Below are 22,692 nucleotides of genomic sequence, written 5' to 3' on the forward strand. Positions count from 1 at the left end.
AATGATTAGGAATATAGAACAATCTACACTAACAGAAATATCAAATCTTCAGAATAAAAAACTTCGGGAGTTAGTAGATTTTGTTTCGCAATATTCTCCTTACTATAGAAGATTGTTCGCTACGCTTGATATTTCAAAATCAGCTATCAAAACCGTTGAGGACCTTAAAAAACTTCCTATCACTACCAAGGACGATTTACAAGCATATAATGATGATTTTTTATGTGTACCTAAATCAGAAATTGTGGATTATGTAACGACCTCAGGAACTTTAGGTAAACCAGTTACCTTTGCCCTCACAGAAAAAGACTTAGAACGATTGGCTTATAACGAAGCGGCTTCTTTTGAAACTGCAGGAGTAACCAAAACAGATGTGGTACAACTAACCACAACCTTGGATCGTAGATTTATGGCGGGTCTTGCATATTTTTTAGGAACAAGAAAATTGGGTGCAGCAATGGTTCGTGTAGGGTCCGGTATTCCGGAATTACAATGGGATTCTATAGAACGTTTTCAATCGACATATTTAGTAGTAGTCCCTTCTTTTTTATTAAGATTGATCTCTTATGCAGAAACGCACGGTATTGATTATAGAAACTCTTCGGTAAAAGCTGCGATATGCATAGGAGAACCACTAAGAGATCAAGATTTTAATCTTAATACCTTAGGAAGCAAGATCAAAGAGAAATGGGATATTGATCTGTATTCTACCTATGCGTCTACTGAGATGAGTACGGCATTTACAGAGTGCGAAGCACATCAAGGAGGGCATCACCGTCCTGAATTGATCATTACTGAGATTCTTGATGAATATGGTAATGCGGTTGAAGAAGGAGAAGTAGGAGAATTGGCAATCACTACACTTGGTATTGAAGCGATGCCTTTGTTACGTTATACTACAGGTGATATGGTACAGGCACATACGGAACCGTGTAGTTGTGGGAGGACTACTATGCGATTAAGTCCTGTACTTGGTAGAAAGAAGCACATGATTAAGTATAAAGGAACTACATTATATCCGCAAAGTGTTATAGAAGTTCTTACCAGTTTCGAAGGATTAGGTATGTATGTGATCGAAGTAGTGATTGGAGAGCTTGGTACCGATAGATTATTAATTCATGTATCTGATTCTTTAAATTCTTTGCAGCAAAAAGAGCTAAAAGAACATCTTAGAGCAAATCTGCGAGTAGTTCCCGACTTAGTATTAAATACTAAAGCAGCTTTAAAAGCTAAAAAGTTTCCTGAGATGAGTCGTAAGCCTATTTCTTTTATTGATTCTAGGGAAATTATATAGAAAACAAGACCTCACAGGTGTTCAAAACCTGTGAGGTCTTTTGGAAAATTGATTGCTTTTTATCTATTTAATTTTTAGCTAAAAGGAAAGTTTCTCTTTTGTAAGGGATAAGTTTTTCACATTTCTTTAACGAAATACGTAGTATTTATCATAAATTTAAGGAATACTAATTTTAAAACCTTTAACCAATGAAAATTAAAAATGTTACACTGATCGTCATGATATCAGGGCTTTTACTATTTGTTTATTACACACAAGAAGGGAGAAATGGAGACAAAATCAACCAGCCAACAGGGGAGTTACTCGCAGAAAATATACGGGAAGCAGGATTCTCAGCAGTTTTAACTGACAAGGAAAAGAGTCACCTTATCGCAAAAGAAAAATTAAAAAAAGCACTTAGTCCAAGAGAATTGCCGGGGAAAGAGTCTTCGGCGATGGGTCTTGATAATGAAGCAGCACAAGTAAAAAATGCCATAGATACAGTTTCATTGAGTACAGCAAAAGCTTGGACTCAAGCTTGGAGGGCAGCAAATCCAGATACTACGAAGGCTAGCAGAAGCTATCTTGTACCTGCTGCGGATTTAGTAGAAGTCCTTAATGAGATGGGGGTTATCAGTGATGATGCGGCCTCATCTGCTGATACTACGAATCAGGGAGTTCGGGTCTATATGGGAATCGAAGTAACAGGAAAAATTTCTGTAAATAAAATACTTATGGTAGGAACTCAGGTAGATGATTCTGGTGTACATAGAGATATTATAAATGGTACTATTGATGGGAAAGGAACAAGACCTCCTAATTCTACGAGCGGGATTTATGATTTTACTCTACCTTGCCCTAATACTTGTGATAATGAGAGTCCGCTCGATAATCAATGATATAGCAACTATAGAAATCTTCTTTATAAAAAGCTATTATATTTGAGTTTAATAAAAAATAGTCTTGGTGATCTAATGTTTTAAAATATAACATTTTTAGATTTTGATGTTCTTTTAGATCTAACAGTACACCTCTATATGTTGTCAGGTTTTGACATCATTAGAACCTTAAGATTTTGAATTAAAATAACGCCCTCTTTTTATGCGTTTAAGATATAATGATTAAGTTACTCTTTTATAAGTGATTGGTTTCCTTTAAGTAAACTGTTTTTTTATGATTTTTTCATACTGGTTTAATGATTTCCATAGTATTTATCCTAAATTTAGGCAATGCTAATTTTAGATATAACAATAATATCAAAATTCATTATTAATTTAAGCAGATTATTTACAAACTGTTACCCTATATTTTGTAAGCTTATTTAATCGTATTACTAATTTAAACCAAAAACAAAATGAGTAACCCAAACAACGAAAACACAGTAGAATCAGATGTAGCAGCAGAATGGACAGCGGCCTGGAGAGAACAATGTCCTGATAATTGTAAAGCCTTTTTAATCCCGGCAGTAGATTTAATCGAAGTCTTAAACGAAATGGGTATTCTAAAAGACAAGGCAGCAGCAAAAGCTCAGAAAAGAGCTTCTAAGAATAAATTAGATGTAAGAGCCTATATGGCCATTGGATCTGAAGATGGAGGTCCAGTAGAAGAAAGATTGTTAATTGTCGGTACACAAGAGGTTGATGGTGTATATAGAGATGTTATTAATGGGGAAATAGACGGAAAATCGGTAGGTTTAGGCGATAGTTCTAATAGTGGTATCTATGATTTTACATTACCGTGTCCTAATACCTGTGATAATGATAGTAAACTAAACTAGAGTTTGATAAAATTTTATGACTATAGTAGAAATACTTTCTCATTTAGGAACTTTTATACTGTTTATTAATACAGTCTTATGTATTAAAAGCTTTTCTTTGAAAAGAAGAAGAGCTTTTAATATTATGAGTGTATATCTAACGGTTACTTTTACAATAATAATAATTACTTCGTATTATCAGAGTAAAGGGATGAATAATTTATTTCTTTCCCATTTTTACTTTGTTTGTCAATTCATGTTTCTGTCATTTTTTTTTAAGAATTTATTGATAAATAAAACTCAAAGAAAAATAATTAATATCATTTTGGTAGGAGTTGTAATTACTATATTATTCCAATATTTATATAAACCTAATTTATTTTATAAATTCAACCTATTTGAAATTGTTCTTACTTCGGTTCCATTAATAATGTATTCAATAGTACATTTTTATAATATGTTGGGGAAAGAAAAAGAATATTTATATATAAACTCAGGTGTGTTTTTATATCTAACTGGTAGTACATTATTATTTGTAGCAGGAAACTATATTGTTTCGTCTAATTCAGTGCTAAATAAATCAATCTGGATTATTAATTCAGTATTATTTATAGTTTATCAAATTCTAATTTTTATAGAATGGAGGAAGTCGTTTTATCAGAAGAAAATTCAATAATATTTATGCTAGTTGCAGGTATTACTATTTTATTATTAATGGCTTCAGCTTTATTGTTGTTTTTCTATTTTTCCAATAAAAAGATTGTCCAGAAAGAACTAGAAAAAGCAAACTTAGCATTGTCTTACCAAAAAGACTTGTTACATAGCACTATAGAAACGCAAGAAGAAGAACGTAAACGAATAGCACAGGATCTGCATGATGCTATTAGTGCTAAATTGAATGTGGTAAGTCTTAGTACCAATGTATTAATAGATGGTAAATTAGCAAAAGAGGAGCAGGCACATACCTTACAACATATATTATCCGTAACCACCAAAACCTTAGAAAGTTCTAGGAGATTAGCTCACAATCTTTTACCGCCGATTTTAGAAAACTTCGGTCTTCAGGCGGCCATAGAAGAACTTTGTGATGAATTTATCAGTAGTAAAAAAGTGAAGGTAAATTATGAGATAAAATATAAAGATCTATTGTCTAAAAGCAATGAATTGCATATCTTCAGGATTATTCAGGAACTTCTAAATAATTCGGTCAGACATGGTAAAGCAGAAAATATAACATTAAAAATAAATGAGACTAACGAACAATTAGATTTAGAATACTCTGATGATGGAAAAGGATTTGATATAAAATCGGTAAATAAAAATAAGGGAATAGGCCTCAGAAATATCGAAAGTAGAGTAGAGATACTCGATGGGAAGCTTTCATATTACAGTGAGATCGGTAATGGAGCAAATTTTAACATTAGCACTAAAAAACCTCAACCATGAAAAAAGATATCATTAAACTAGCTATTGCCGATGACGAAACATTATTTAGACAAGGAATCACTTTCATCCTAGATAAAGAAAGTAATATAGAAATTAATATTCAGGCGGAGAACGGCAATGACCTGATCAAACAATTAAACCTAACAAGAGATTTACCAGAGATCATTTTAATGGATCTTAAAATGCCAGATCTTAATGGGGTAGAAACCACGAAGATTGTCAAGAAAAAGTTTCCTGAAATTAAAATCATCGCACTAACAAGTTATTATAGCAAACCTTTTATTACTAATATGATGCAGCAAGGAGCTGTTGCTTATCTTGCCAAAAATGCTACACCTACCGAGGTTATAAGTACCATAAACCATGTAGCTGTAAAGGGTTTTTATTATGATGAAAATGTCATGAGTATTCTGGAAGAAGCTTCATTGAAGATGAATAAACAATCCAGAGATGATGAATACTTAACCAAACGAGAACGAGAGGTTCTAAAACTAATTTGTGAACAAAAAACTACAGCAGAAATCGGAGAACAATTATTTATAAGCCCAAGAACAGTAGAAGGACATCGTAATAATTTATTAGTAAAAACGGGTTCTAAGAATATTGCAGGTCTAGTCATACACGCTATAGAGAACCAAATATTTGTAAGAAATCAACAAATATAATAGGTATTAAAACTTTTGCGTAAGTATCGTCTTATTTGACTCTATGTGAGTTTTATTAAATAAAATAACATAAAAATTCCCCTTTAACATATTTTTATGTTAATAAGTGGTTTTAAAGGTTAAAACACGTTAAAGCACTTGACAAAATTGCCATTTGCCATATATTAAAAGTGTTGATTTATTTAAACAAAAGAATAAATTAATGTTGCGGAAAATAGATTAATAATTAATCACATTTCCTACGAATTTGAAATTTTATAAAGCTATTGAATATGTTTGTTTCATATTCTTGATCTCTTAAATTAACTATTAGAGATTTCATTGTAAGCACTATTACCTTATAGCTTTTTTCAAAAATTTTTTTAGAATTATATATAAGTCGTTATAATTTTTAGTTATAAGAATTTTGATTTGAATATTTCAAATTCATTTAAAACTAATTTTTAATATTTAAAACTTAATTATGTCAAGTAGTAACAACACAATTATCGGATTAGCAACAGGAGCAGCACTCGGTGCAGTAACAGCACTATTATTTGCACCCGATACAGGAAAAAATACCAGAAAGAAAATTAAAGTCAAGGTAAAAGACACAACGGATGATTTAGCAGAAAGAGCGAATACAATCTCCAACGAGATCACATCAAAATTTAATTCACAGAAAGCAGAATTTTCTAGAGAAATCGATGGTTTAGTGAGTGACATGAGCTTAAAAGCGGACGATGTGATAGTGACTTTAGAGAAAAAACTGGAAATGATGAGAAAAAGAAATGAAAAGATTAATGCTAACTAACGGCTCATTAAACGTCGTTGATATTTAAATAAAACTAAATAAAAGTTAGTAATTAATAATTTCAAAAATATAAACATGAAAATTTTAAATAAAATACCATTTGTAGCCTTATTATTCACCTTTGCATTTGCAACTGCACAAGAGCATAATATGGAGGTAACTAAAGAAACAATTGTAAAAACTTATGAATTAGAGAGAGGAAATACAACCATTCCTTACGAAATCACCATCTGGAACAAAGAAATAGATCCTATTAAATTAGAAAAAGAAGACAAATATAAATTGAATCAAGATAGAGTAGACACACAAGAAAGAATTACTAAGGTGATTACGATTGACGATCAGGTTGATAATTCTTTTGATAATACTATTCAGATTTCATACTTAAAAGATGCAGATAAAGATTTTAAAATGATGCCTACTGACGAGGGATTTGTAATTATGGTAAAAGGTGAAGAGCTAAGATATTCTGTAGAAAATAAAGATTATGAGGTAAAAACTATTAATAAAAATTTCTTTATGATCGAGCAACCATCAGATTCTAAATAGGATTGCCTATATGATGGATAAAATATAAATTTCGAATTCGGGTCACATTTAAATTAGTTTTAAATGTTGACCCGAATTTTTTTACATACTAAAACTATTTTCTCGTCTAGAAGGTTTGTTGTAAAAAATAAATAAGTTTCACCACCTTCTTTAATCTTAAACTTTTTACGAATAGCAGAAACAGTTTCAGGAAAATTACGTGTGGTGATATTGGCTTTTGTAATTTTTTCTTTTTTAATAATTTGTTTCTGATAGGGTAGTACCGAAATCACTTCAAATTTTCTTCCGGGAAATTCTATGTTCTGATCCGAAGTATATAAATGAGAATGATTATGGAGTTTTTCTAGTTCATAAGCCTTTGAGATACTACAAAAACCTCCTGCTTTCATAATGGCAGCATTAGGTTCGTAAATATATTTTTTTGGTAAAGAAAGTTTTGGTAAAAAATTACTTTCTTCCTTTAATGAAAAGGAAAATGGTATATTTTTATCTTTTACCAGATTGATCGTGTGGATGATAGTGTCTTTTTTAGTTTCCTTTTCCAGAATCCAAAGCAGTTCCTTTACTTCATTATTTAGTGCAACTACGTGGATTTCTTTTACGAACTGCAATGATTTTAGTCCAGAATGGATGTCAAGCAGCGGAGAAGTTTTAATAAGAATATTTTTGCTTTTTGAAAATAATAAATCCAGATTGGATGGTACATTTGGTAGGCAATCTTCCAGAAAGAAAACTTTTCCTTTACTATCGTGTCTTCTAGATGGATCGATGTAAATCCAATCGATTTCTTCATTGTTTTTTAGGATTTTCAATCCATCACCAGCATGTGTTTCTATATTATTGGCGCCTAAAACCTGAAAATTATGAGATGTAATTTCGCTTAATAATGGATGTAACTCACAATGAATAACACGCTTTACTTTTTTAGAAAAATAATAATCATCAATTCCGAAACCACCTGTAAGGTCTATTAATGTATCACAAGAAACTAACTCACTTTTATAAATCGCCGTAGCCTCAGATGAGGTTTGTTCTAAATTAAGGGTAGGAGGATAATAAATACCTTTTGTTTGATGCCATAGAGGTAATTTATTTTTAGCTTTTAATCTTCCGCTGATCTGTTGCGCCAATTCCTGAACAGTTATATGTTCAAAAGGGCTTCCTGAGAGTATCAACTTTGTCAGATCTATGTTCTCGTCAGATTTTTTAAAGATATATTCTTGTATTTCTGTATGTAGGATTTCGGTGTTCAATCTTTTGATGTCGGTATTAAATATTCTAGAGATACCAGTTTTTGAAATGTATTTGTCACACTGAGCTTGTCGAAGTGTTTTCTATTAATTCTAAAGTTTCATTAATAAAATTTGTTTTTGATAAAACATAACCACCTCTATCATTTTTATGTTTTGCAGCTAATTTTATTTTTAGTTTTTCATATTCCATAGCCCTTTTGGGATGACTGATCAGATAATCTCTAAACTTTACTTGTTCCCACATTAGATTATTTTTTGGGCACATATGGATATGAAAAATTTGCTCTTTAGTACCATCAAGTTTATACCCTTTTCCAAAACTCATATAAGCATCAAATAGCTCTCTTTTTGGCACTAAGAAATAAGTATATCCAATTTTTTTAAATTGTTTGATAATGGTATCATCAAAAAGTAATTCCTCTGGAGTTTCGATTATAATATCTATATAGGGTTTGGATTTGATAGTAGGAATCGAAGTACTTCCAAAATGTTCAATTTGTAGGATTGCTTCTGTTGATATAGTATCTAATATAAGTTGCTTTTCTTGCATGAAAACACCTTTCCAAGCTGGGTTATGGTCAACTAATTGGATTGGGAATAAAGTATTCCATTCTTCTTTGGTTAAATCATAGAGTGTTTTCTTCATGTTTGAAGTATTTTGTATGTAATTGGTGATTATAGTTCTTTAGTCAATTGTTTCACAATTTTATACTCGGATAAAAATTCTTTGGCAATTACCTTAATAGCCGTATAAAAGGGTACAGCTACGATTAATCCACCAATCCCGAATAAGGCTCCAAAAATAAGAATAGCTAGGAAAATTTCTAAAGGATGTGATTTTACACTATTCCCAAAAATCAAAGGTTGATTTAGAAAATTATCAATCAATTGAATTACAATGTAACCAATCAAAATATATGTCAATTTTGGTAAAATTACAGATTGAAAATCATACCCTAAATTACTAGTTGTTGCTAATATCAATACTAAGGCTCCACCAAATAATGGACCTACATATGGGATGAGGTTAAAGATAGCTGCAATTAAAGCCACAGCAATCGCATTGTGGACTCCAAAAATTAATAACAGGATAGTGTATAATATAAATAGAATCAATATCTGAAGCAATAAACCAACGAAATAGCGAGATAATAGGTCCTTGATTTTAGTGAAAGCCCGCATAAACCTGGTTTCATTTTCTTTCTTTGCGAAAACAAGCAAGCTATTTTCTAATAATTTACTATCCTTCAGTAAAAAAAAAGAAATAAATAATACTGAAAACAACCCAATCAATACTGCGCCAAAACCACTTAAGAAAGTATTGATAGCATCTGGTATTGCCTTAAGGTCAAAAAATTGCATCAAATCCGTTTGCTTTATCAATTCTATGAAGTTTAGTTTTTCGACATTAAAGTAATCACTGATCTCCTGATTTAAACGGTCGAGATCATCACCAACTTCATTAATGTCGATGGATCCAATCAGTTGTCCTTGTTCTGTAACAATAGGAACGAATAATAAAAACAAACTAAGAAACAATCCAATCGTAATGAATAAGGCAAACATTACGGCAAGAGTATTATTAAACTTTAATCTTCTTTTTAAGAATTGTACTAACGGTCTTCCCATCAATGAAATAACAGCTGCAAAGGTGATATAAAGTAAGATGGACTGTATTTTATATAAAAACCAGAGTAACACCAGCACACCAACAAGGATTGCTATTGCTCTCAGAATACCATAAGCGATTGTTTTAGAACTCATAAGCAACTATTTTTTGTAGAAATCTTAGTTTTTAAAATTTAAATAATAATTTTCATCAACCATCAACCATCAACCATCAACCATCAACCATCAACCATCAACCATCAACCATCAACCATCAACTGTTTGGTAATTTCATATAGCGCAATTCCAGTAGCTGTAGCGACATTCATACTGCTATTAGTACCATACATATTTATGTGTATACTTTTTGTTGTTTTAGTTAATGCCTCTTCAGAAATACCTTGACTTTCATCCCCTATAATAAGGGCAATTTTATCATTGGCAGAAAAATCTATTTCTGATACTGGAACACTATTTTTTGTAATTTCTAATCCGATGATCTTATATCCTTCAGATTGTAATTTATCTATAACTGGTAGAATCTGATCTTCTTGTTCGTAAGGGATCATCTCATGAGTAGCTCTAGCGGTACGTTGCATTCGTTTGCTAATCACTGTGATGTCTTCTCCACAGAAATATATTTTTTCGATTCCAAAACTATCGGCAATTCTAAAAATACTACCAATATTTGCAGGAGCATTAACGCGGTCACAAACCAAAGTGATAGGAAATTGTTTTTTGACAAAAAGAGTGTTCTCGTGATGTAATTGCGCTGTCATTTATTTAATTCTCAAAAGCATACTTGATTATATTCGCCCCCATTTTTAGTGCTTTTTGACGAACTTCTTCTGGATCATTATGAATTTCCGGGTTTTCCCAACCATCACCCAGATCACTTTCGAAGGTAAATAACAATACCAACCTTCCTTTGTGAGTAATTCCTAATGCTTGTGGACGTTCTCCGTCATGTTCATGTATTTTTGGCAACCCTTTTGGGAATTTATATTTCGAAGAAAAAATAGGATGAGAAACAGGTAGCTCTACTAACTCTTTATCAGGAAATATTTTAATCAATTCTTTTTTGACATAAGGCTCCATACCGTAATTATCATCAATATGCAAAAAACCACCGCTTAATAAGTAGTTTCTCAAATTCTCTGCATCTTGTTCTGTAAAAAAAACATTTCCGTGACCAGTCATATGGATATACGGATACTGAAAAATGTCTACACTTTCAGGTTTTACAGTTTTAGGTTTAGGACTCATCGCTGTGCGAATATTTTGGTTGCAGTAGCTAATTAGATTAGGTAATGCAGTAGGATTACTATACCAATCACCACCACCATTATATTGTAATACTGCAATATCCTGAGCTGCTATGGTTCCAGAAAATAATAAGAGGCAAATAAAACCTGTAAGTTTTGTGATCATCATCGTCTAAATAATAGACTTTAAAAGTACTAAAATAAACGAGATGATAAGAAACCTTTTTATACTATTAACGATCACAATTTCCGGATTGATTACTGCTCAGGATAATCGTGAAGCAATTGTGGTAATGGAATTATTTACCTCACAGGGGTGTAGCAGTTGTCCTCCAGCTGATGAATTACTCGATACTATTAAAGATAAATATAAAGATGATAATGTTTTTGTTTTATCCTATCATGTGGATTACTGGAACCGATTAGGTTGGAGAGATCCTTTCAGTGATGAAACATTTAGCGATTACCAAAGGGATTATGCTATACAATTTAATAGCCGATCTATTTATACACCGCAATTAGTAGTTAATGGCAGTGAGCATTTTACAGGATCTAATAGTACTAAAGCATTAGCAGCGATAAGAAACTATTCAAAATCTAAAACTACCAATACTATAAAACTTACTGATTTGAAAAAAGAAGATGATCAGATTGTAATGGGATATAATATAAAAGGTTTGACATTTGATCAAGTTACTTTTGCATTAGTCATATCAGAACGAACAACAAAAATCAGTAGAGGAGAGAATCGAAACAGAACCCTTAAAAACGCTAATATTGTTGTTGATCGTTTGGTTAAAGAAGAAGAATCTGGGTTGATCACTTTATCTATTCCTGATTGGATAGGTAATAGCGATGAATTATCTATCATCGCCTATACACAAAATGACAAATTAAAGACTACTGGAGCCACCAAAATAAATATCTAATTAAATTTCCCAAGTGTTTAAACTAAAAAAAACACAACAATCATTGTTGTGTTTTTTTTAGTTTATAGTTTGTCTCTTCCTAAAATAGCGTTACACAAAAATGTTAGTTCATTTTTATCTATTACTACTATTGTGCAATACGCTTTAAACTACTGTGTCCCTATTTTTAATAATGGTCATATAATTTTATACAAAAAAGTATATTAATTCGTTAAGCTAATGAATAGAGCATGAATTTTAGCAACAACACTTAAGCTTATTCAGGATTTTATAAATGCTTTCAAAAAATAACCACTATGAAAACTTATAAGACAACAAATTTGAGAAAGTCAATTGCATTGCTATTTTTTATAGTATGTCAAATTTCATTAGTAGCACAAACAGTAAACTATACAGAATCCACCAATATTATTGCAAATCCTGAAAGAGGTTTACAAAAATATTCTATAACCTCTAGTGACTATGCAATCACATCTGGAGCAAATAATTTACCTGTTTCTACATTGAATAGCTGGAAAAGTAGTTCGGATAAAGTGACTGTCGTGTATCGATATTTTCTTCTAGATGCTTTTTTGAATTCAGATATTAACACTACTTTTTTGAATAACATACAAAACGATTTTGATAATGTAAGGGAAGCAGGCTTTAAAATTATAGTACGTTTTTCTTATTCTAATGCCCAAGGAACAGATGCGCAACAGCCTATAAAATCTCAAATACTAACTCACATCTCTCAACTATCACCAATATTAAATGCTAACAAAGATGTCATTTTTTCTCATCAAGCAGGTTTTATCGGTACTTGGGGAGAATGGTATTATACCAATTCGACAGAATTTGGTACAGATGGTAACATCTCTACAGCGCAATGGGCCAATCGTAAGGAAATTATTGATGCCATGTTAACCGCTACGCCTATAGAAGTTCCGATTCAAGTTCGATATGCAGGAATTAAAACCAACATGTACGGGGTTTCGCAACTAACCGAACAAACTGCTTATAAAAATACTGCTAATGCCAGAATCGGTTTCTTTAATGATGCTTTTCTGAATGATTGGGGTGATCAAGGAACGTATTCTATATCCAGTCAATGTGAGAATCCTATAGGTACAACGGATTACAATTATATCTCGAATGAAACCAAGTATTTACCTATGACAGGAGAAACTAATGGATTGAGTCCTTGCGATAATGGTTTTAGAACCACGGGAGAAAATGCTATAAATGAATTAGATTTAACTAATTGGACGACTATTAATAGAGATTACTATACACCTTTTTGGGATCAGGTAATTAGCTCAAATCACTATAACGATATTTTAAAAAACGTAGGCTATAGATTTGTGTTAAATTCATCTACAGTAACATTAGATGATACAGGTTTTGATTTGACTTTGAGTATATCCAATACTGGTTTTGCAAGACCTTTTAAACAAAGAAACGTTTATCTAGTTATAAAGAATACCGCCACAAATGCCATTACAAAAGAATTAATCAATACGGATATTAGAACCTGGGAAACTACTGTTTCCATTACTCAAAATTTCGATTTTCAATTATCTGGAACATTTCAATTATATCTTTGGATGCCTGATAATGAAACTTTATTAGAAACAAATCCCGATTATAGTATACAATTTGCTAATTCAGGTACTTGGGATTCCGTAACAGGATATAATGATTTACTGCAAACCATAAATTTAACGACACTTAGCATTGCAGATTTCTCACTTAATGAATACCTATTTATGTACCCAAATCCAGCATCGGATTTTATTACAATTCAATTAAAAAACTCTGATAAAGAAAAAGTTAAAATCTATAATACTGTTGGAAAAGTAGTTAAAGAAGTGTTGATTTCTAATAATCATAAATTGGACATTTCTAAATTACCTAATGGAGTATACTTTATATGTTTAGATAACAATAAATTATCAACTTATAAATTTGTAAAGCAATAATGTAAGAGAAGAAATAATGTGTTGATTAAAAGTCTATTTTATATAAGTTAACCGGAAACACTTATAAAAACTATAAATGACATAAATATCCCTCATTATTATACTCAAAAAGGAATTTTTGGTGCTTGACACCCATAATATCCTATTAATATTTGAACAGCGTATTTTTTAAAAAGCGAATCGGAATATTATAAATAATTATTTCCTTCTACATTCGCTATCTTAGCGTATCATCCCACGGTGACAATCAATCATATTCACACATAAATCATTCATCATGGCTAAAAAACGTACATGGAAATTTTGGACCTCAAGAACTTTACTTATCATTTTGGTTTTGGGATTACTTTGGCTTGTTAATCTTATCTGGTTTCGACCTTTTAATATCAATCATTTTTATGACAAAGTATTTTTAGAACTGGCTTTAGATAGCCCTGAACTTACCACTTCGATGGGAATTCCTGTTATCTATGACTGGTCTAAGGATGAATTAGATGATATTTCTGATGCGAAGCAATGGGAAACTTTCAATAAAATGAAAGAAGACTATAAAACTTTACAAAGTTATGATTTTGAAAACCAATCAGAACCGAATCAATTGAACACTAAGATTTTAGGATTTTATCTGGAAGGGTTAGTGGATGGTGAGCAATTTTTCTATCACGATTATCCTGTTAATCAAATGGGAGGTATACAGAGTTCATTACCAAGCTTGATGGAAAATTCGCATAAGCTTAGAGATAAAAGCGATGCCGAAGCGTATATCACACGATTATCTCTTTTTGATACTAAGTTTGATCAATTAATAGAGAGCTTAAAGATAAGAGAGGATAAAGGTGTTATTCCTCCAAAGTTTGTTACGGATCGTGTATTAGACGAAATGAAAGGTTTTATTGGTGAGAAAAAATCAAACATTCTATATACTAATTTCGAAACTAAAATTGACAAATTAGAAGAGCTGTCTCAAGAAGAAAAAGATACTCTAAAAAAACGAGTCGAAGAGGAAATAGAAACGACTGTTTTTGGGGCTTATAAAAAACTCATTGCGTATTTCGAACAGCTTAAAGGAAAGGCTAAAACAGATGATGGAGTTTGGAAATTACCGGAAGGAGAAGCGTATTATAGATATCAGTTAAAGCAGCGTACCACGACAGATCTTGATCCCGAAGAAGTGCATCAAATTGGATTATCAGAAGTAGCTAGGATAAAAAGTGAAATGCAAGAAATTCTTTCTGCAGAAGGATATATTGACTCTACAAAAACGTTGGGTGCTATCATCCAGGAATTAAATAAAGAAGAACGTTTTCTTTTTCCAAATAATGATGAAGGAAGACAAATGGTACTCGATGAATATGATCGTATACTATCCGAAATTAGTGCAGGTCTTGACGATGCATTCGATATAAGACCAAAAGCTGGTCTTGAGGTAAAACGAGTTCCGGAATTTAAAGAAGAAGGATCAGCGGGTGCATATTATAACAGACCCGCTATGGACGGTTCTCGTGGAGGTGTATTTTATGCAAACCTTAGAAACGTTCACGAATCTGTAAAATTTGGGATGAAAACACTAGCCTATCACGAAGGAGTGCCGGGGCATCATTTTCAAATTGCGATTCAATCAGAACTAGAAGGAGTTCCCATTTTTAGAACTATAGGTCTTTTTACATCCTACATAGAAGGATGGGCGTTGTATTCCGAACAATTGGCTTGGGAGTTAGGTTTTTATAAAAATGACCCTTTTGGAAATTTAGGAAGGTTACAGGCAGAGATGTTTAGAGCGGTTCGACTTGTCGTAGATACAGGTATTCATCATAAAAAATGGACAAGAGAACAAGCAATTAATTATATGGTACAAAATACAGGGATGACCACAACAGAGGTTACTACAGAAATTGAACGATATATTGTTTGGCCGGGACAAGCCTGTGCATATAAGATTGGGATGCTTAAAATATTAGAACTTAGAGAAAAAGCAAAGAAAAAGCTAGGCGATCGTTTTGACTTAAGAGATTTTCACAATGCGGTTTTGAAAAACGGAGCAGTTCCCTTGGATATTTTAGAAGAGATTATTGATGCATATATTGAGAGCGTTCAAAAGAAAAAATGATAGTTTGGACTATGTGAAAAATAAATTATAATTAAAGTTTATGAACCTAGCAGAAAATAAAAAGAAGGCTATCGCTTTTTATAAAATGGCATATGAAGGGAACCCTAGAGAGGCCGTGCAAAAATATCTTGGTAATCAGTATATCCAGCACAATCCTGATGTAGCTGATGGCATCGAAGGTTTCGTTTCCTATTTTGAAAGGATGCAAAAGGAGTATCCCGATAAATCAATTGAATTTGTAAGGTGCATTGCAGAGGGAAATTTGGTGTCTCTTCATACGCATCAGACTTGGCCTGGAAATGATGAATACGTTACTATGGACTTTTTTCGTTTTGATGCGCAGGGGAAAATATGCGAGCATTGGGATGCAATACAACAGATTCCAAGAAAATCAGCCAATACTAATAAAATGTATTAATATCAAAGAGTTGATGTCAATCTTTTAGATAACAATAAGCTGGAAAGATGAGAATAGCCTATATACTTTTTGATGAAATAACGCTTTTAGATTTTATAGGGATTTATGATCCAATAAAAAACATAAAAACAAAAAAACACATCGAACATTTAGATTGGGATTTATGTGCAACAAACACAACCATTAAGGATAGTTTTGGGTTAGAAATTGTAGTTGATAAAATAAAACCTGATTTGTCTGATTATGATATGGTAATAGTTCCTGGAGGTTTTGGAACCAGAGCATTACAATACGATAAAGAATTTATAGATTGGTTACAAACAGCAAATGGAGTTAAGTATTTAGTTTCAATTTGTACGGGAAGTTTGTTATTAGGAGCTGCAGGATTTCTCAAAGGAAAAATGGCAACAACAAATTTTAATGAATATCAATCACTAGAGAAATATTGCGATACAGTTTTGGATAGTAGAATTGTAGATGATAATAATGTAATTACAGCTGGAGCAGTAGCTTCATCCTTAGATCTTGGATTGTACATATGTAAAAAGTTGATTGGAGATGAGAAAGCTGAAGATATAAGAAAAGTAATGGATTATCATCCAAAAGAATTCAAAATTACAATACATTAGCGAATAATAATTTGATAAGATTCTTTGCACCAAAAAAAACACAAATTACATATATGGCTAAATTACCAAAACAGTATCAATTTTTAGATGTATCCGATTATGGGAGATCTCCAGGACATTGGATCGCTGATTCATTGAAAAATACGAGATTGACACCCATTCATGTGACTACTTTGTTTATTGTTTCAGGTATTATGGCAATTGTTTGTATGTTATATTCATATAATGCTGCAGCCGCACTTTTCTTGATTTTAAAGTCTATTTTGGATGCTGCAGATGGTGAATTGGCAAGAATAAAATGCACGCCTTCTTATACAGGTCGTTATTATGATTCCATAGCTGATATTATTTTAAACTTTTTATTTTTACTTACGTTTTGGTATATCACAGATAGTTCTATTATTCTTATGTTATTCGCCTTTATTGGAATTCAATTACAAGGAACAGTTTATAATTATTATTATGTGATCTTAAGAAATACTGTAAAAGGAGATGCTACTAGTAGAGTATTTGAAGATACAGCGCCTACAGCAATGGAAGGAGAGAAACAACGTACGGTAAATATCTTTTATAGAATTTATGATATCCTTTATATAGTTTTTGATAAAACAATATACTTTCTTGATAAGGATGCAAATAATAGCAAGCCTTTTCCAAAATGGTTTATGACATTGATATCTGTTTTTGGTCTTGGGTTTCAGTTATTGTTTATGGCAATAATGCTATTACTTGATTTAGAAAAATACGTAATACCTTTTTTTATAGGATACTCGATTTTAATACTTGTTTTCATTGGGATTCGAAGATTTGTTTTGAAATGAATATTATCTTTTGAAGAGGAGTACTTACTCGTTTTTATAACAAATAAAATAGCTACCTTGATTAAATATCTAACATTTTCTGATTTAGATGATCGTCTTATAGGTCAATACAGAAACGGAATAAACTTGGCCTTCCCTGATGTTATTCTAAATTCTCAAGTCACTAAAAAGTATTGGAGTAGGCTAGAGAAGTACTTTCCGCAGACCCAATTATTCATAGTGAGTGACGATAATAATTTAATCGGTTTTATGAATGCGATACCATTATTTTGGGATCAACCATTAAGTGAATTGCCTAATGAAGGATGGGATTGGCTATTGAAAAAGGGAATCAATGATTTCGAAAATGAAATAGAGCCAAATAGCTTGGGAGGGTTGCAAATTATAGTTGCTAAGGGCTATCTCAGAAAAGGATATAGTAAGTTATTAATTGAAAATGGTAAAAAAGTTAAAGAAAATTTAGGGTTTAAGAATTTTATAATTCCCATACGACCTATTCTAAAATATAAGTATCCTGAGATGAAGATGAAGGATTATATGAATTTAAAGGAGAATGGTGAAATTATGGATCCTTGGATAAGAACTCATATGAAAAGTGGAGCAGAGATTATTAAGGTTTGTGAAAACTCTATGAATATAATCGGTGATATTAATTTCTGGGAAGGCCTATTGAAGAAAGAAATCAATAGATCAGGCGGATACAGAGTACAGGAAGCTCTGAATTTAGTGACTATCAATATAGAAGATGATTTCGGAGAATATAGAGAAGAAAATATTTGGATCAGTTATATGTAGATTTACTTTAATACTAAAACTTAGAATCTAAAAAGAGCATTATCATTGTTGATAATGCTCTTTTTAATTAGTATAATTTAAAGCTTATTTGATCACTAATTTCTTAGTAACTGATGTGCCATTTTGATCTAATTTCACGATATAAATACCAGTATTTAGATCTGATACATTTAAACGAGTATCATTTAAAGTTTTAGAAATAACTTGTTTCCCTAACATATCAAAAATGCTAACATTAACAGTAGTATTTGATTTTGTAGTAATATTTACAAAACCTGTATTTGTTGGGTTAGGAGATATAGCGAAGTTATTTGTAGGTTCATCAAATGAATCAACCGATAGTGTACTTGCATTATCATTAGCAGCACCAGGAGTACCTAGATCACCACTACCAAATGAAGTAATAGCTTCGGCCCAATTAGCACCATCATCATTAGCGGTACTATTTAAATCGTTAATGGATAATTCCATACTCGCTCCTGTAGGATCAGGAAACGTAGCGCCATTATCCCAAATAACCTGATCTATAATTGTAGAACTACATTCTATAATAAGCCCATCTGTGGAATTTCCTAGAGAAACTACATCATAAGTATAATCCGGTGTAATTCCTCCATTTGGAGTTGCTTCATTAGCTAACAACACATATCCCATTGCTGGAACAACTACTGATGATGCTATAACATGTGTTTCTGTAGTAGAAGTTTCATCTTTAATGATCCAACTTTGTATATCAATTGGACTTCCTGTGGTATTATATAGCTCAAAATATTCTCCATTAGGATCATTTCCAGCAGCTGATGGGTTTTGCATCACTTCTGTAATGATAATATCACCAACGTTTGCACATGTCGCAACCGGAGATACTGTACCACTTAATCCAATGGTTTCATCCATTGCTACGCCAGTTGAAGATACTGTAATGTCTCCTGTATATGAATTAGCAGTAAGACCAGATACCATTCTTACGAAAATTTCAGTATTATTTACAGTTCCCGTAGTTGGCATAATAGAAACAGAAGATCCAAAACCAGTTCCTGTAGTTAGCGAAACTTCAAAATTCATTGGTGCAGTTACAGTAATGTCATTAGTAAGGAATAAACCTTCTACATTAAAACTGTCTTCAGCAGAAGGACCTGCTCCTTCAAAATATGAAAAATCACCAATAAATCCAGTAATTGTAAATTGAGGATCAGCCGGAGAAACAGTTCCGCTTAATGCCACAGTTTGATCAGCGGCTCCTGTAGATGATGCAGTAGCATCTCCCATATAAGAATTAGATGTTAAACCAGCCGCTAAACGTACAAAAATTGTAGTAGTTGCGATTGTTCCCATGTTAGGAGTAATTGCAACGGAAGATCCAAAACCAGTTCCTGTAGTTAGTGATACTTCAAAATTCATTGGAGCAGTTACTGTAAGATCTGTGGTTAAGTTTAAAGCAGAAACTGTAAACGTACCCTCATTAGAAGGACCATTTGCTTCAAAATAATCTAACCCTGAAACTGCACCACCAACATTTATTGTAGGTGTTGTAGACACAGTAGTTGTATATGTACCGATACCACCGATAAGTGTTTCAAATGTATCTGCGCCACCTTGACAAGTTCCAAGATTGTTTAAAGTTCTTACTCCAGGTATCGTCCAGTTTACTTCTATAAAGCCAGCATCAGGCCCTGTTCCATCAACTCGTTTAGCATAAGAATCCGCATATTCCCAAGTAGCACCAGTTCCATCTGTACCATCTACACCGTATTGATCTACCGTTGCACCAGAACTATTTAATATAATTCTAACTCTATCATCTCCATTAAGGTTTATAGTATTAGAGGTAATAATATTAGCAGTAGCCAATGAGGGGAATTCTGAAGTAATACTAGTTGCGCTTCCCGTAGTAGTGATATAAACAAACCCGTCTGTTACTGTTCCAAGTCCAGAAAGATCCTGAGTGTTTCCCCAAGTTGTACCAGCATTAATTTGATTTTCTAAAGAGTATAAAGAAAAATCAACCATTCCGTCAGCATAAATCTCTAATAATTTCGGATTTCCTCCAGAACAATCTCCATCCACAATAGCAGTTATTATGGGGTTTTGACCATAAGAAGCTAAAGAGAGTGTAATAGTAAAAAGTAAAAAATAAAGTTTTTTCATAATAGTAATTATAATTGAGTGAAAATTGAGCGTTAAATATACGAAGAAATAAGAAGGGTAAAACCATAGGTTTTAGTAATTTATCAACCTTAATTATTACGTAACAATAATTTTACTTTTGTAAGCTAAAGTTAATAGTTTATTCGGAAGAAACATCGATTGCTAAGGAAACACCTTAAAAATAATTAATTGACTTAATTGATGTAAAAAGGCATTAAAATTATTCTTAGAAACCACCAATTGGTAATCCATTAATATCTTGCACTGAAATAATGAATTCATTGATAAACTTTAGACAGATAATGGTATTAACTGATGTAACTGAGGGGCAGGTTCTGTAGTGTCATCAATTTACGAATAACCATCAAAAGGCGTAAAGATACATGTTAAGGGCCTAATTTTTAATACTCTATTTTTATTGGTAATAATGATAAAGACACCAAATTATCTCATTACGAGTTCAGAAAAGCAATACTATGAACAGCAACAATAGCAGCAGTTTCTGTTCTCAGTCTAGTTTCTCCTAAAGTAACTGGTTTATAACCAGTTTTTATTGCCTTTTCAATCTCTTTAGTAGAAAAATCACCTTCAGGACCAATTAATATGGTAGTACTGTTTTTTAGGATCAATATATCTTTTAATGATTGCTTTTTTGTTTCCTCACAATGTGCCATAAGCAATTGATCCTTGTTTTCTTTTTGAATAAAATCCGAAAATGAAATGGCAGGATTCAATTTTGGTAAATAATTTTGTAAAGACTGTTTCATTGCACTTTGTAAAATACGTTCAAAACGTTCTAGTTTTACAACTTTTCTCTCACTATGATCACAAATGATTGGTGTGATTTCATCAATTCCAATTTCGGTGGCTTTTTCCAAAAACCATTCATATCGATCGTTCATTTTAGTTGGTGCAACTGCAAGATGTAATCGATAGTTTTTAGGAGTTTTGAGTTCTTTATGTTCTAGTTGTATAATACATTTATTAGGGCTAGAAAAAGTTATTACTCCTTTGCAAAGTAACCCTGATCCATTTGTGATCTGCAGAGTGTCACCTTCCTTTTTTCGTAATACTTTAGAAATATGTTTACTTTCTTCTCTAGAGAACTCGAATTCATCAATAGTTTCTGTAATATCTTTGCTATAGAATAATTGCATATTATAATAGACGATTACTAATTGTATATTGGATTAAAACTAGTTAAGTAGTATCATTTCAGTTTTCTGCTACTTAATACTTACTACTAAATTAAAACTTAATTCTGGCCTTGGCCACAACACTCATATCAGTAAAATCTTTTTTAAGATATTTTAGATACCCAACGATCCCGATCATGGCGGCATTATCCGTGGTGTATTCAAATTTTGGTACAAAAGTCTTCCAACCATATTTATGTTCTCCTTCTTTCAATGCTTTTCGGATCCCAGAGTTGGCAGAAACACCACCACCAATGGCAATAGATTTTATTCCAGTCTCTTTGGATGCTTTTTTTAGCTTATCAATTAAGATATTAATAATTGTATATTGAATAGATGCACAAACATCTTCTAGGTTTTCATTAATAAAATTAGGATTTTCCTTTACCTGCTTTTGAACAAAATATAACACTCCAGTTTTAAGTCCGCTAAAACTAAAATTCAATCCATCAACACGTGGTTTTGTGAATGGAAATGCCTTAGGGTTTCCGGATTGTGCATATTTATCGACTAAAGGTCCACCAGGATAAGGAAGGCCTAATATTTTTGCACTTTTATCAAAGGCTTCTCCTACGGCATCATCGATAGTTTCTCCAATAATTTCCATATCAAAATGGTCATTGACTTTTACGATCTGGGTGTGACCACCGCTAATCGTCAAAGCAAGGAATGGAAAATCAGGTTTTTCAAATTCGTCTTCATCTATAAAATGTGCCAGAATATGTGCCTGCATGTGATTAACATCAATTAGAGGAATGTCCAATGCTAATGCTAATGACTTGGCAAATGAAGTACCAACGAGCAAAGATCCCATTAAACCAGGACCGCTTGTAAAGGCAATAGCACTTAGGTCAGAGGTGTCAATATTCGCTTGTTTTATAGCTTGATCAATTACAGGGACAATGTTTTGTTGATGTGCTCTAGAAGCTAATTCAGGAACTACTCCGCCGTATTGTTCGTGAATTTTTTGGGTGGCTACAACATTTGATAATACTCTACCGTTGCATAATATGGAGGCAGAGGTATCATCGCAAGAAGATTCAATACCTAAGATGTATACATTTTGTGAGCTCATTATGA

22 protein-coding genes are annotated in these 22,692 nt (G+C 32.2%); 14 read left to right on the plus strand and 8 right to left on the minus strand.

What is annotated here, in order from left to right; translation table 11 throughout:
* The first annotated feature begins 1 nt into the window (after position 1).
* The 7 genes from D1818_RS24885 to D1818_RS24920 all read left to right on the plus strand — a co-directional run bounded on the left by D1818_RS24885 (position 2) and on the right by D1818_RS24920 (position 6,482).
* Positions 2–1,294: a phenylacetate--CoA ligase family protein gene (locus tag D1818_RS24885; protein ID WP_118464124.1), complete on the plus strand. Its 1,293-nt coding sequence runs from the start codon at positions 2–4 to the stop codon at positions 1,292–1,294.
* Between the two features lie 188 nt (positions 1,295–1,482).
* Positions 1,483–2,172, plus strand: a complete 690-nt coding sequence (locus D1818_RS24890; protein WP_118463212.1) for a hypothetical protein — start codon at positions 1,483–1,485, stop codon at positions 2,170–2,172.
* 455 nt (positions 2,173–2,627) lie between these two features.
* Complete coding sequence (locus D1818_RS24895) at positions 2,628–3,050, plus strand: hypothetical protein (protein WP_118463215.1); 423 nt, start codon at positions 2,628–2,630, stop codon at positions 3,048–3,050.
* Between the two features lie 618 nt (positions 3,051–3,668).
* Positions 3,669–4,475 carry a sensor histidine kinase gene (locus tag D1818_RS24905; protein WP_118463222.1) on the plus strand — a complete coding sequence of 269 codons (807 nt, stop codon included), beginning with the start codon at positions 3,669–3,671 and terminating at the stop codon, positions 4,473–4,475.
* Complete coding sequence (locus tag D1818_RS24910; RefSeq protein WP_118463225.1) at positions 4,472–5,140, plus strand: response regulator transcription factor; 669 nt, start codon at positions 4,472–4,474, stop codon at positions 5,138–5,140. The genes D1818_RS24905 and D1818_RS24910 overlap by 4 nt, the downstream gene beginning before the upstream one ends.
* 463 nt (positions 5,141–5,603) lie before the next feature.
* The gene (locus D1818_RS24915) at positions 5,604–5,933 is read left to right on the plus strand and encodes a YtxH domain-containing protein (protein WP_118463228.1); all 330 of its coding nucleotides are present in this window, start codon (positions 5,604–5,606) and stop codon (positions 5,931–5,933) included.
* Positions 5,934–6,008: 75 nt separating this feature from the next.
* The gene (locus D1818_RS24920) at positions 6,009–6,482 is read left to right on the plus strand and encodes a hypothetical protein (protein WP_118463231.1); all 474 of its coding nucleotides are present in this window, start codon (positions 6,009–6,011) and stop codon (positions 6,480–6,482) included.
* Between the two features lie 59 nt (positions 6,483–6,541).
* On the opposite strand, the gene D1818_RS24925 is transcribed toward D1818_RS24920, so the two are convergent.
* The 5 genes from D1818_RS24925 to D1818_RS24950 form a co-directional block, all read right to left on the minus strand.
* The gene (locus D1818_RS24925) at positions 6,542–7,735 is read right to left on the minus strand and encodes a class I SAM-dependent methyltransferase (RefSeq protein ID WP_118463234.1); all 1,194 of its coding nucleotides are present in this window, start codon (positions 7,733–7,735) and stop codon (positions 6,542–6,544) included.
* Positions 7,736–7,790: 55 nt separating this feature from the next.
* A complete protein-coding gene (locus D1818_RS24930) occupies positions 7,791–8,381 on the minus strand; it encodes a GrpB family protein (protein WP_118463237.1) in 591 nt (196 codons plus the stop codon).
* A 29-nt stretch (positions 8,382–8,410) separates the two neighbouring features.
* On the minus strand, positions 8,411–9,499 hold the full coding sequence (locus tag D1818_RS24935) for an AI-2E family transporter (protein ID WP_118463240.1): 1,089 nt from the start codon (positions 9,497–9,499) through the stop codon (positions 8,411–8,413).
* A 104-nt stretch (positions 9,500–9,603) separates the two neighbouring features.
* Positions 9,604–10,122, minus strand: a complete 519-nt coding sequence (locus D1818_RS24945; RefSeq protein WP_118463243.1) for a TrmH family RNA methyltransferase — start codon at positions 10,120–10,122, stop codon at positions 9,604–9,606.
* Positions 10,123–10,126: 4 nt separating this feature from the next.
* The gene (locus tag D1818_RS24950) at positions 10,127–10,774 is read right to left on the minus strand and encodes a DUF4159 domain-containing protein (RefSeq protein ID WP_118464127.1); all 648 of its coding nucleotides are present in this window, start codon (positions 10,772–10,774) and stop codon (positions 10,127–10,129) included.
* Between the two features lie 43 nt (positions 10,775–10,817).
* Here D1818_RS24950 and D1818_RS24955 point away from each other — a divergent pair, with 43 nt between their 5' ends.
* From D1818_RS24955 to D1818_RS24985, 7 genes are all read left to right on the plus strand, one after another.
* Positions 10,818–11,537: a thioredoxin family protein gene (locus D1818_RS24955; RefSeq protein ID WP_118463246.1), complete on the plus strand. Its 720-nt coding sequence runs from the start codon at positions 10,818–10,820 to the stop codon at positions 11,535–11,537.
* 296 nt (positions 11,538–11,833) lie between these two features.
* The gene (locus D1818_RS24960) at positions 11,834–13,498 is read left to right on the plus strand and encodes a DUF4832 domain-containing protein (RefSeq protein WP_118463249.1); all 1,665 of its coding nucleotides are present in this window, start codon (positions 11,834–11,836) and stop codon (positions 13,496–13,498) included.
* Between the two features lie 277 nt (positions 13,499–13,775).
* Positions 13,776–15,605 (plus strand): DUF885 family protein, encoded by a 1,830-nt coding sequence (locus D1818_RS24965; RefSeq protein ID WP_118463251.1) that lies wholly within the window; start codon positions 13,776–13,778, stop codon positions 15,603–15,605.
* Between the two features lie 40 nt (positions 15,606–15,645).
* The gene (locus tag D1818_RS24970; protein ID WP_118463253.1) at positions 15,646–16,023 is read left to right on the plus strand and encodes a nuclear transport factor 2 family protein; all 378 of its coding nucleotides are present in this window, start codon (positions 15,646–15,648) and stop codon (positions 16,021–16,023) included.
* 47 nt (positions 16,024–16,070) lie between these two features.
* Positions 16,071–16,652, plus strand: a complete 582-nt coding sequence (locus D1818_RS24975; RefSeq protein WP_118463256.1) for a DJ-1/PfpI family protein — start codon at positions 16,071–16,073, stop codon at positions 16,650–16,652.
* A 53-nt stretch (positions 16,653–16,705) separates the two neighbouring features.
* Positions 16,706–17,473: a CDP-alcohol phosphatidyltransferase family protein gene (locus D1818_RS24980; protein ID WP_118463259.1), complete on the plus strand. Its 768-nt coding sequence runs from the start codon at positions 16,706–16,708 to the stop codon at positions 17,471–17,473.
* 57 nt (positions 17,474–17,530) lie between these two features.
* A complete protein-coding gene (locus D1818_RS24985) occupies positions 17,531–18,268 on the plus strand; it encodes a hypothetical protein (protein WP_118463261.1) in 738 nt (245 codons plus the stop codon).
* 84 nt (positions 18,269–18,352) lie between these two features.
* Here D1818_RS24985 and D1818_RS24990 read toward each other — a convergent pair whose 3' ends face one another.
* The 3 genes from D1818_RS24990 to tsaD all read right to left on the minus strand — a co-directional run bounded on the left by D1818_RS24990 (position 18,353) and on the right by tsaD (position 22,687).
* Complete coding sequence (locus D1818_RS24990; protein WP_118463264.1) at positions 18,353–20,416, minus strand: lamin tail domain-containing protein; 2,064 nt, start codon at positions 20,414–20,416, stop codon at positions 18,353–18,355.
* A 452-nt stretch (positions 20,417–20,868) separates the two neighbouring features.
* Positions 20,869–21,573 carry a 16S rRNA (uracil(1498)-N(3))-methyltransferase gene (locus tag D1818_RS24995; RefSeq protein ID WP_118463267.1) on the minus strand — a complete coding sequence of 235 codons (705 nt, stop codon included), beginning with the start codon at positions 21,571–21,573 and terminating at the stop codon, positions 20,869–20,871.
* Positions 21,574–21,664: 91 nt separating this feature from the next.
* The gene (gene tsaD / locus D1818_RS25000; protein ID WP_118463270.1) at positions 21,665–22,687 is read right to left on the minus strand and encodes a tRNA (adenosine(37)-N6)-threonylcarbamoyltransferase complex transferase subunit TsaD; all 1,023 of its coding nucleotides are present in this window, start codon (positions 22,685–22,687) and stop codon (positions 21,665–21,667) included.
* Between the last annotated feature and the right edge of the window lie 5 nt (positions 22,688–22,692).

It is taken from the genome of Aquimarina sp. BL5, from assembly GCF_003443675.1.
Taxonomy (GTDB): Bacteria; Bacteroidota; Bacteroidia; order Flavobacteriales; family Flavobacteriaceae; genus Aquimarina.

Coding starts and splice junctions, on each gene's coding strand:
- D1818_RS24885 (WP_118464124.1), top strand. CDS start 2: ATGATTAGGAATATAGAACAATCTACACTAACAGAAATATCAAATCTT.
- D1818_RS24890 (WP_118463212.1), top strand. CDS start 1,483: ATGAAAATTAAAAATGTTACACTGATCGTCATGATATCAGGGCTTTTA.
- D1818_RS24895 (WP_118463215.1), top strand. CDS start 2,628: ATGAGTAACCCAAACAACGAAAACACAGTAGAATCAGATGTAGCAGCA.
- D1818_RS24905 (WP_118463222.1), top strand. CDS start 3,669: ATGGAGGAAGTCGTTTTATCAGAAGAAAATTCAATAATATTTATGCTA.
- D1818_RS24910 (WP_118463225.1), top strand. CDS start 4,472: ATGAAAAAAGATATCATTAAACTAGCTATTGCCGATGACGAAACATTA.
- D1818_RS24915 (WP_118463228.1), top strand. CDS start 5,604: ATGTCAAGTAGTAACAACACAATTATCGGATTAGCAACAGGAGCAGCA.
- D1818_RS24920 (WP_118463231.1), top strand. CDS start 6,009: ATGAAAATTTTAAATAAAATACCATTTGTAGCCTTATTATTCACCTTT.
- D1818_RS24930 (WP_118463237.1), bottom strand. CDS start 8,381: ATGAAGAAAACACTCTATGATTTAACCAAAGAAGAATGGAATACTTTA.
- D1818_RS24935 (WP_118463240.1), bottom strand. CDS start 9,499: ATGAGTTCTAAAACAATCGCTTATGGTATTCTGAGAGCAATAGCAATC.
- D1818_RS24945 (WP_118463243.1), bottom strand. CDS start 10,122: ATGACAGCGCAATTACATCACGAGAACACTCTTTTTGTCAAAAAACAA.
- D1818_RS24950 (WP_118464127.1), bottom strand. CDS start 10,774: ATGATCACAAAACTTACAGGTTTTATTTGCCTCTTATTATTTTCTGGA.
- D1818_RS24955 (WP_118463246.1), top strand. CDS start 10,818: ATGATAAGAAACCTTTTTATACTATTAACGATCACAATTTCCGGATTG.
- D1818_RS24960 (WP_118463249.1), top strand. CDS start 11,834: ATGAAAACTTATAAGACAACAAATTTGAGAAAGTCAATTGCATTGCTA.
- D1818_RS24965 (WP_118463251.1), top strand. CDS start 13,776: ATGGCTAAAAAACGTACATGGAAATTTTGGACCTCAAGAACTTTACTT.
- D1818_RS24970 (WP_118463253.1), top strand. CDS start 15,646: ATGAACCTAGCAGAAAATAAAAAGAAGGCTATCGCTTTTTATAAAATG.
- D1818_RS24975 (WP_118463256.1), top strand. CDS start 16,071: ATGAGAATAGCCTATATACTTTTTGATGAAATAACGCTTTTAGATTTT.
- D1818_RS24980 (WP_118463259.1), top strand. CDS start 16,706: ATGGCTAAATTACCAAAACAGTATCAATTTTTAGATGTATCCGATTAT.
- D1818_RS24990 (WP_118463264.1), bottom strand. CDS start 20,416: ATGAAAAAACTTTATTTTTTACTTTTTACTATTACACTCTCTTTAGCT.
- D1818_RS24995 (WP_118463267.1), bottom strand. CDS start 21,573: ATGCAATTATTCTATAGCAAAGATATTACAGAAACTATTGATGAATTC.
- tsaD (WP_118463270.1), bottom strand. CDS start 22,687: ATGAGCTCACAAAATGTATACATCTTAGGTATTGAATCTTCTTGCGAT.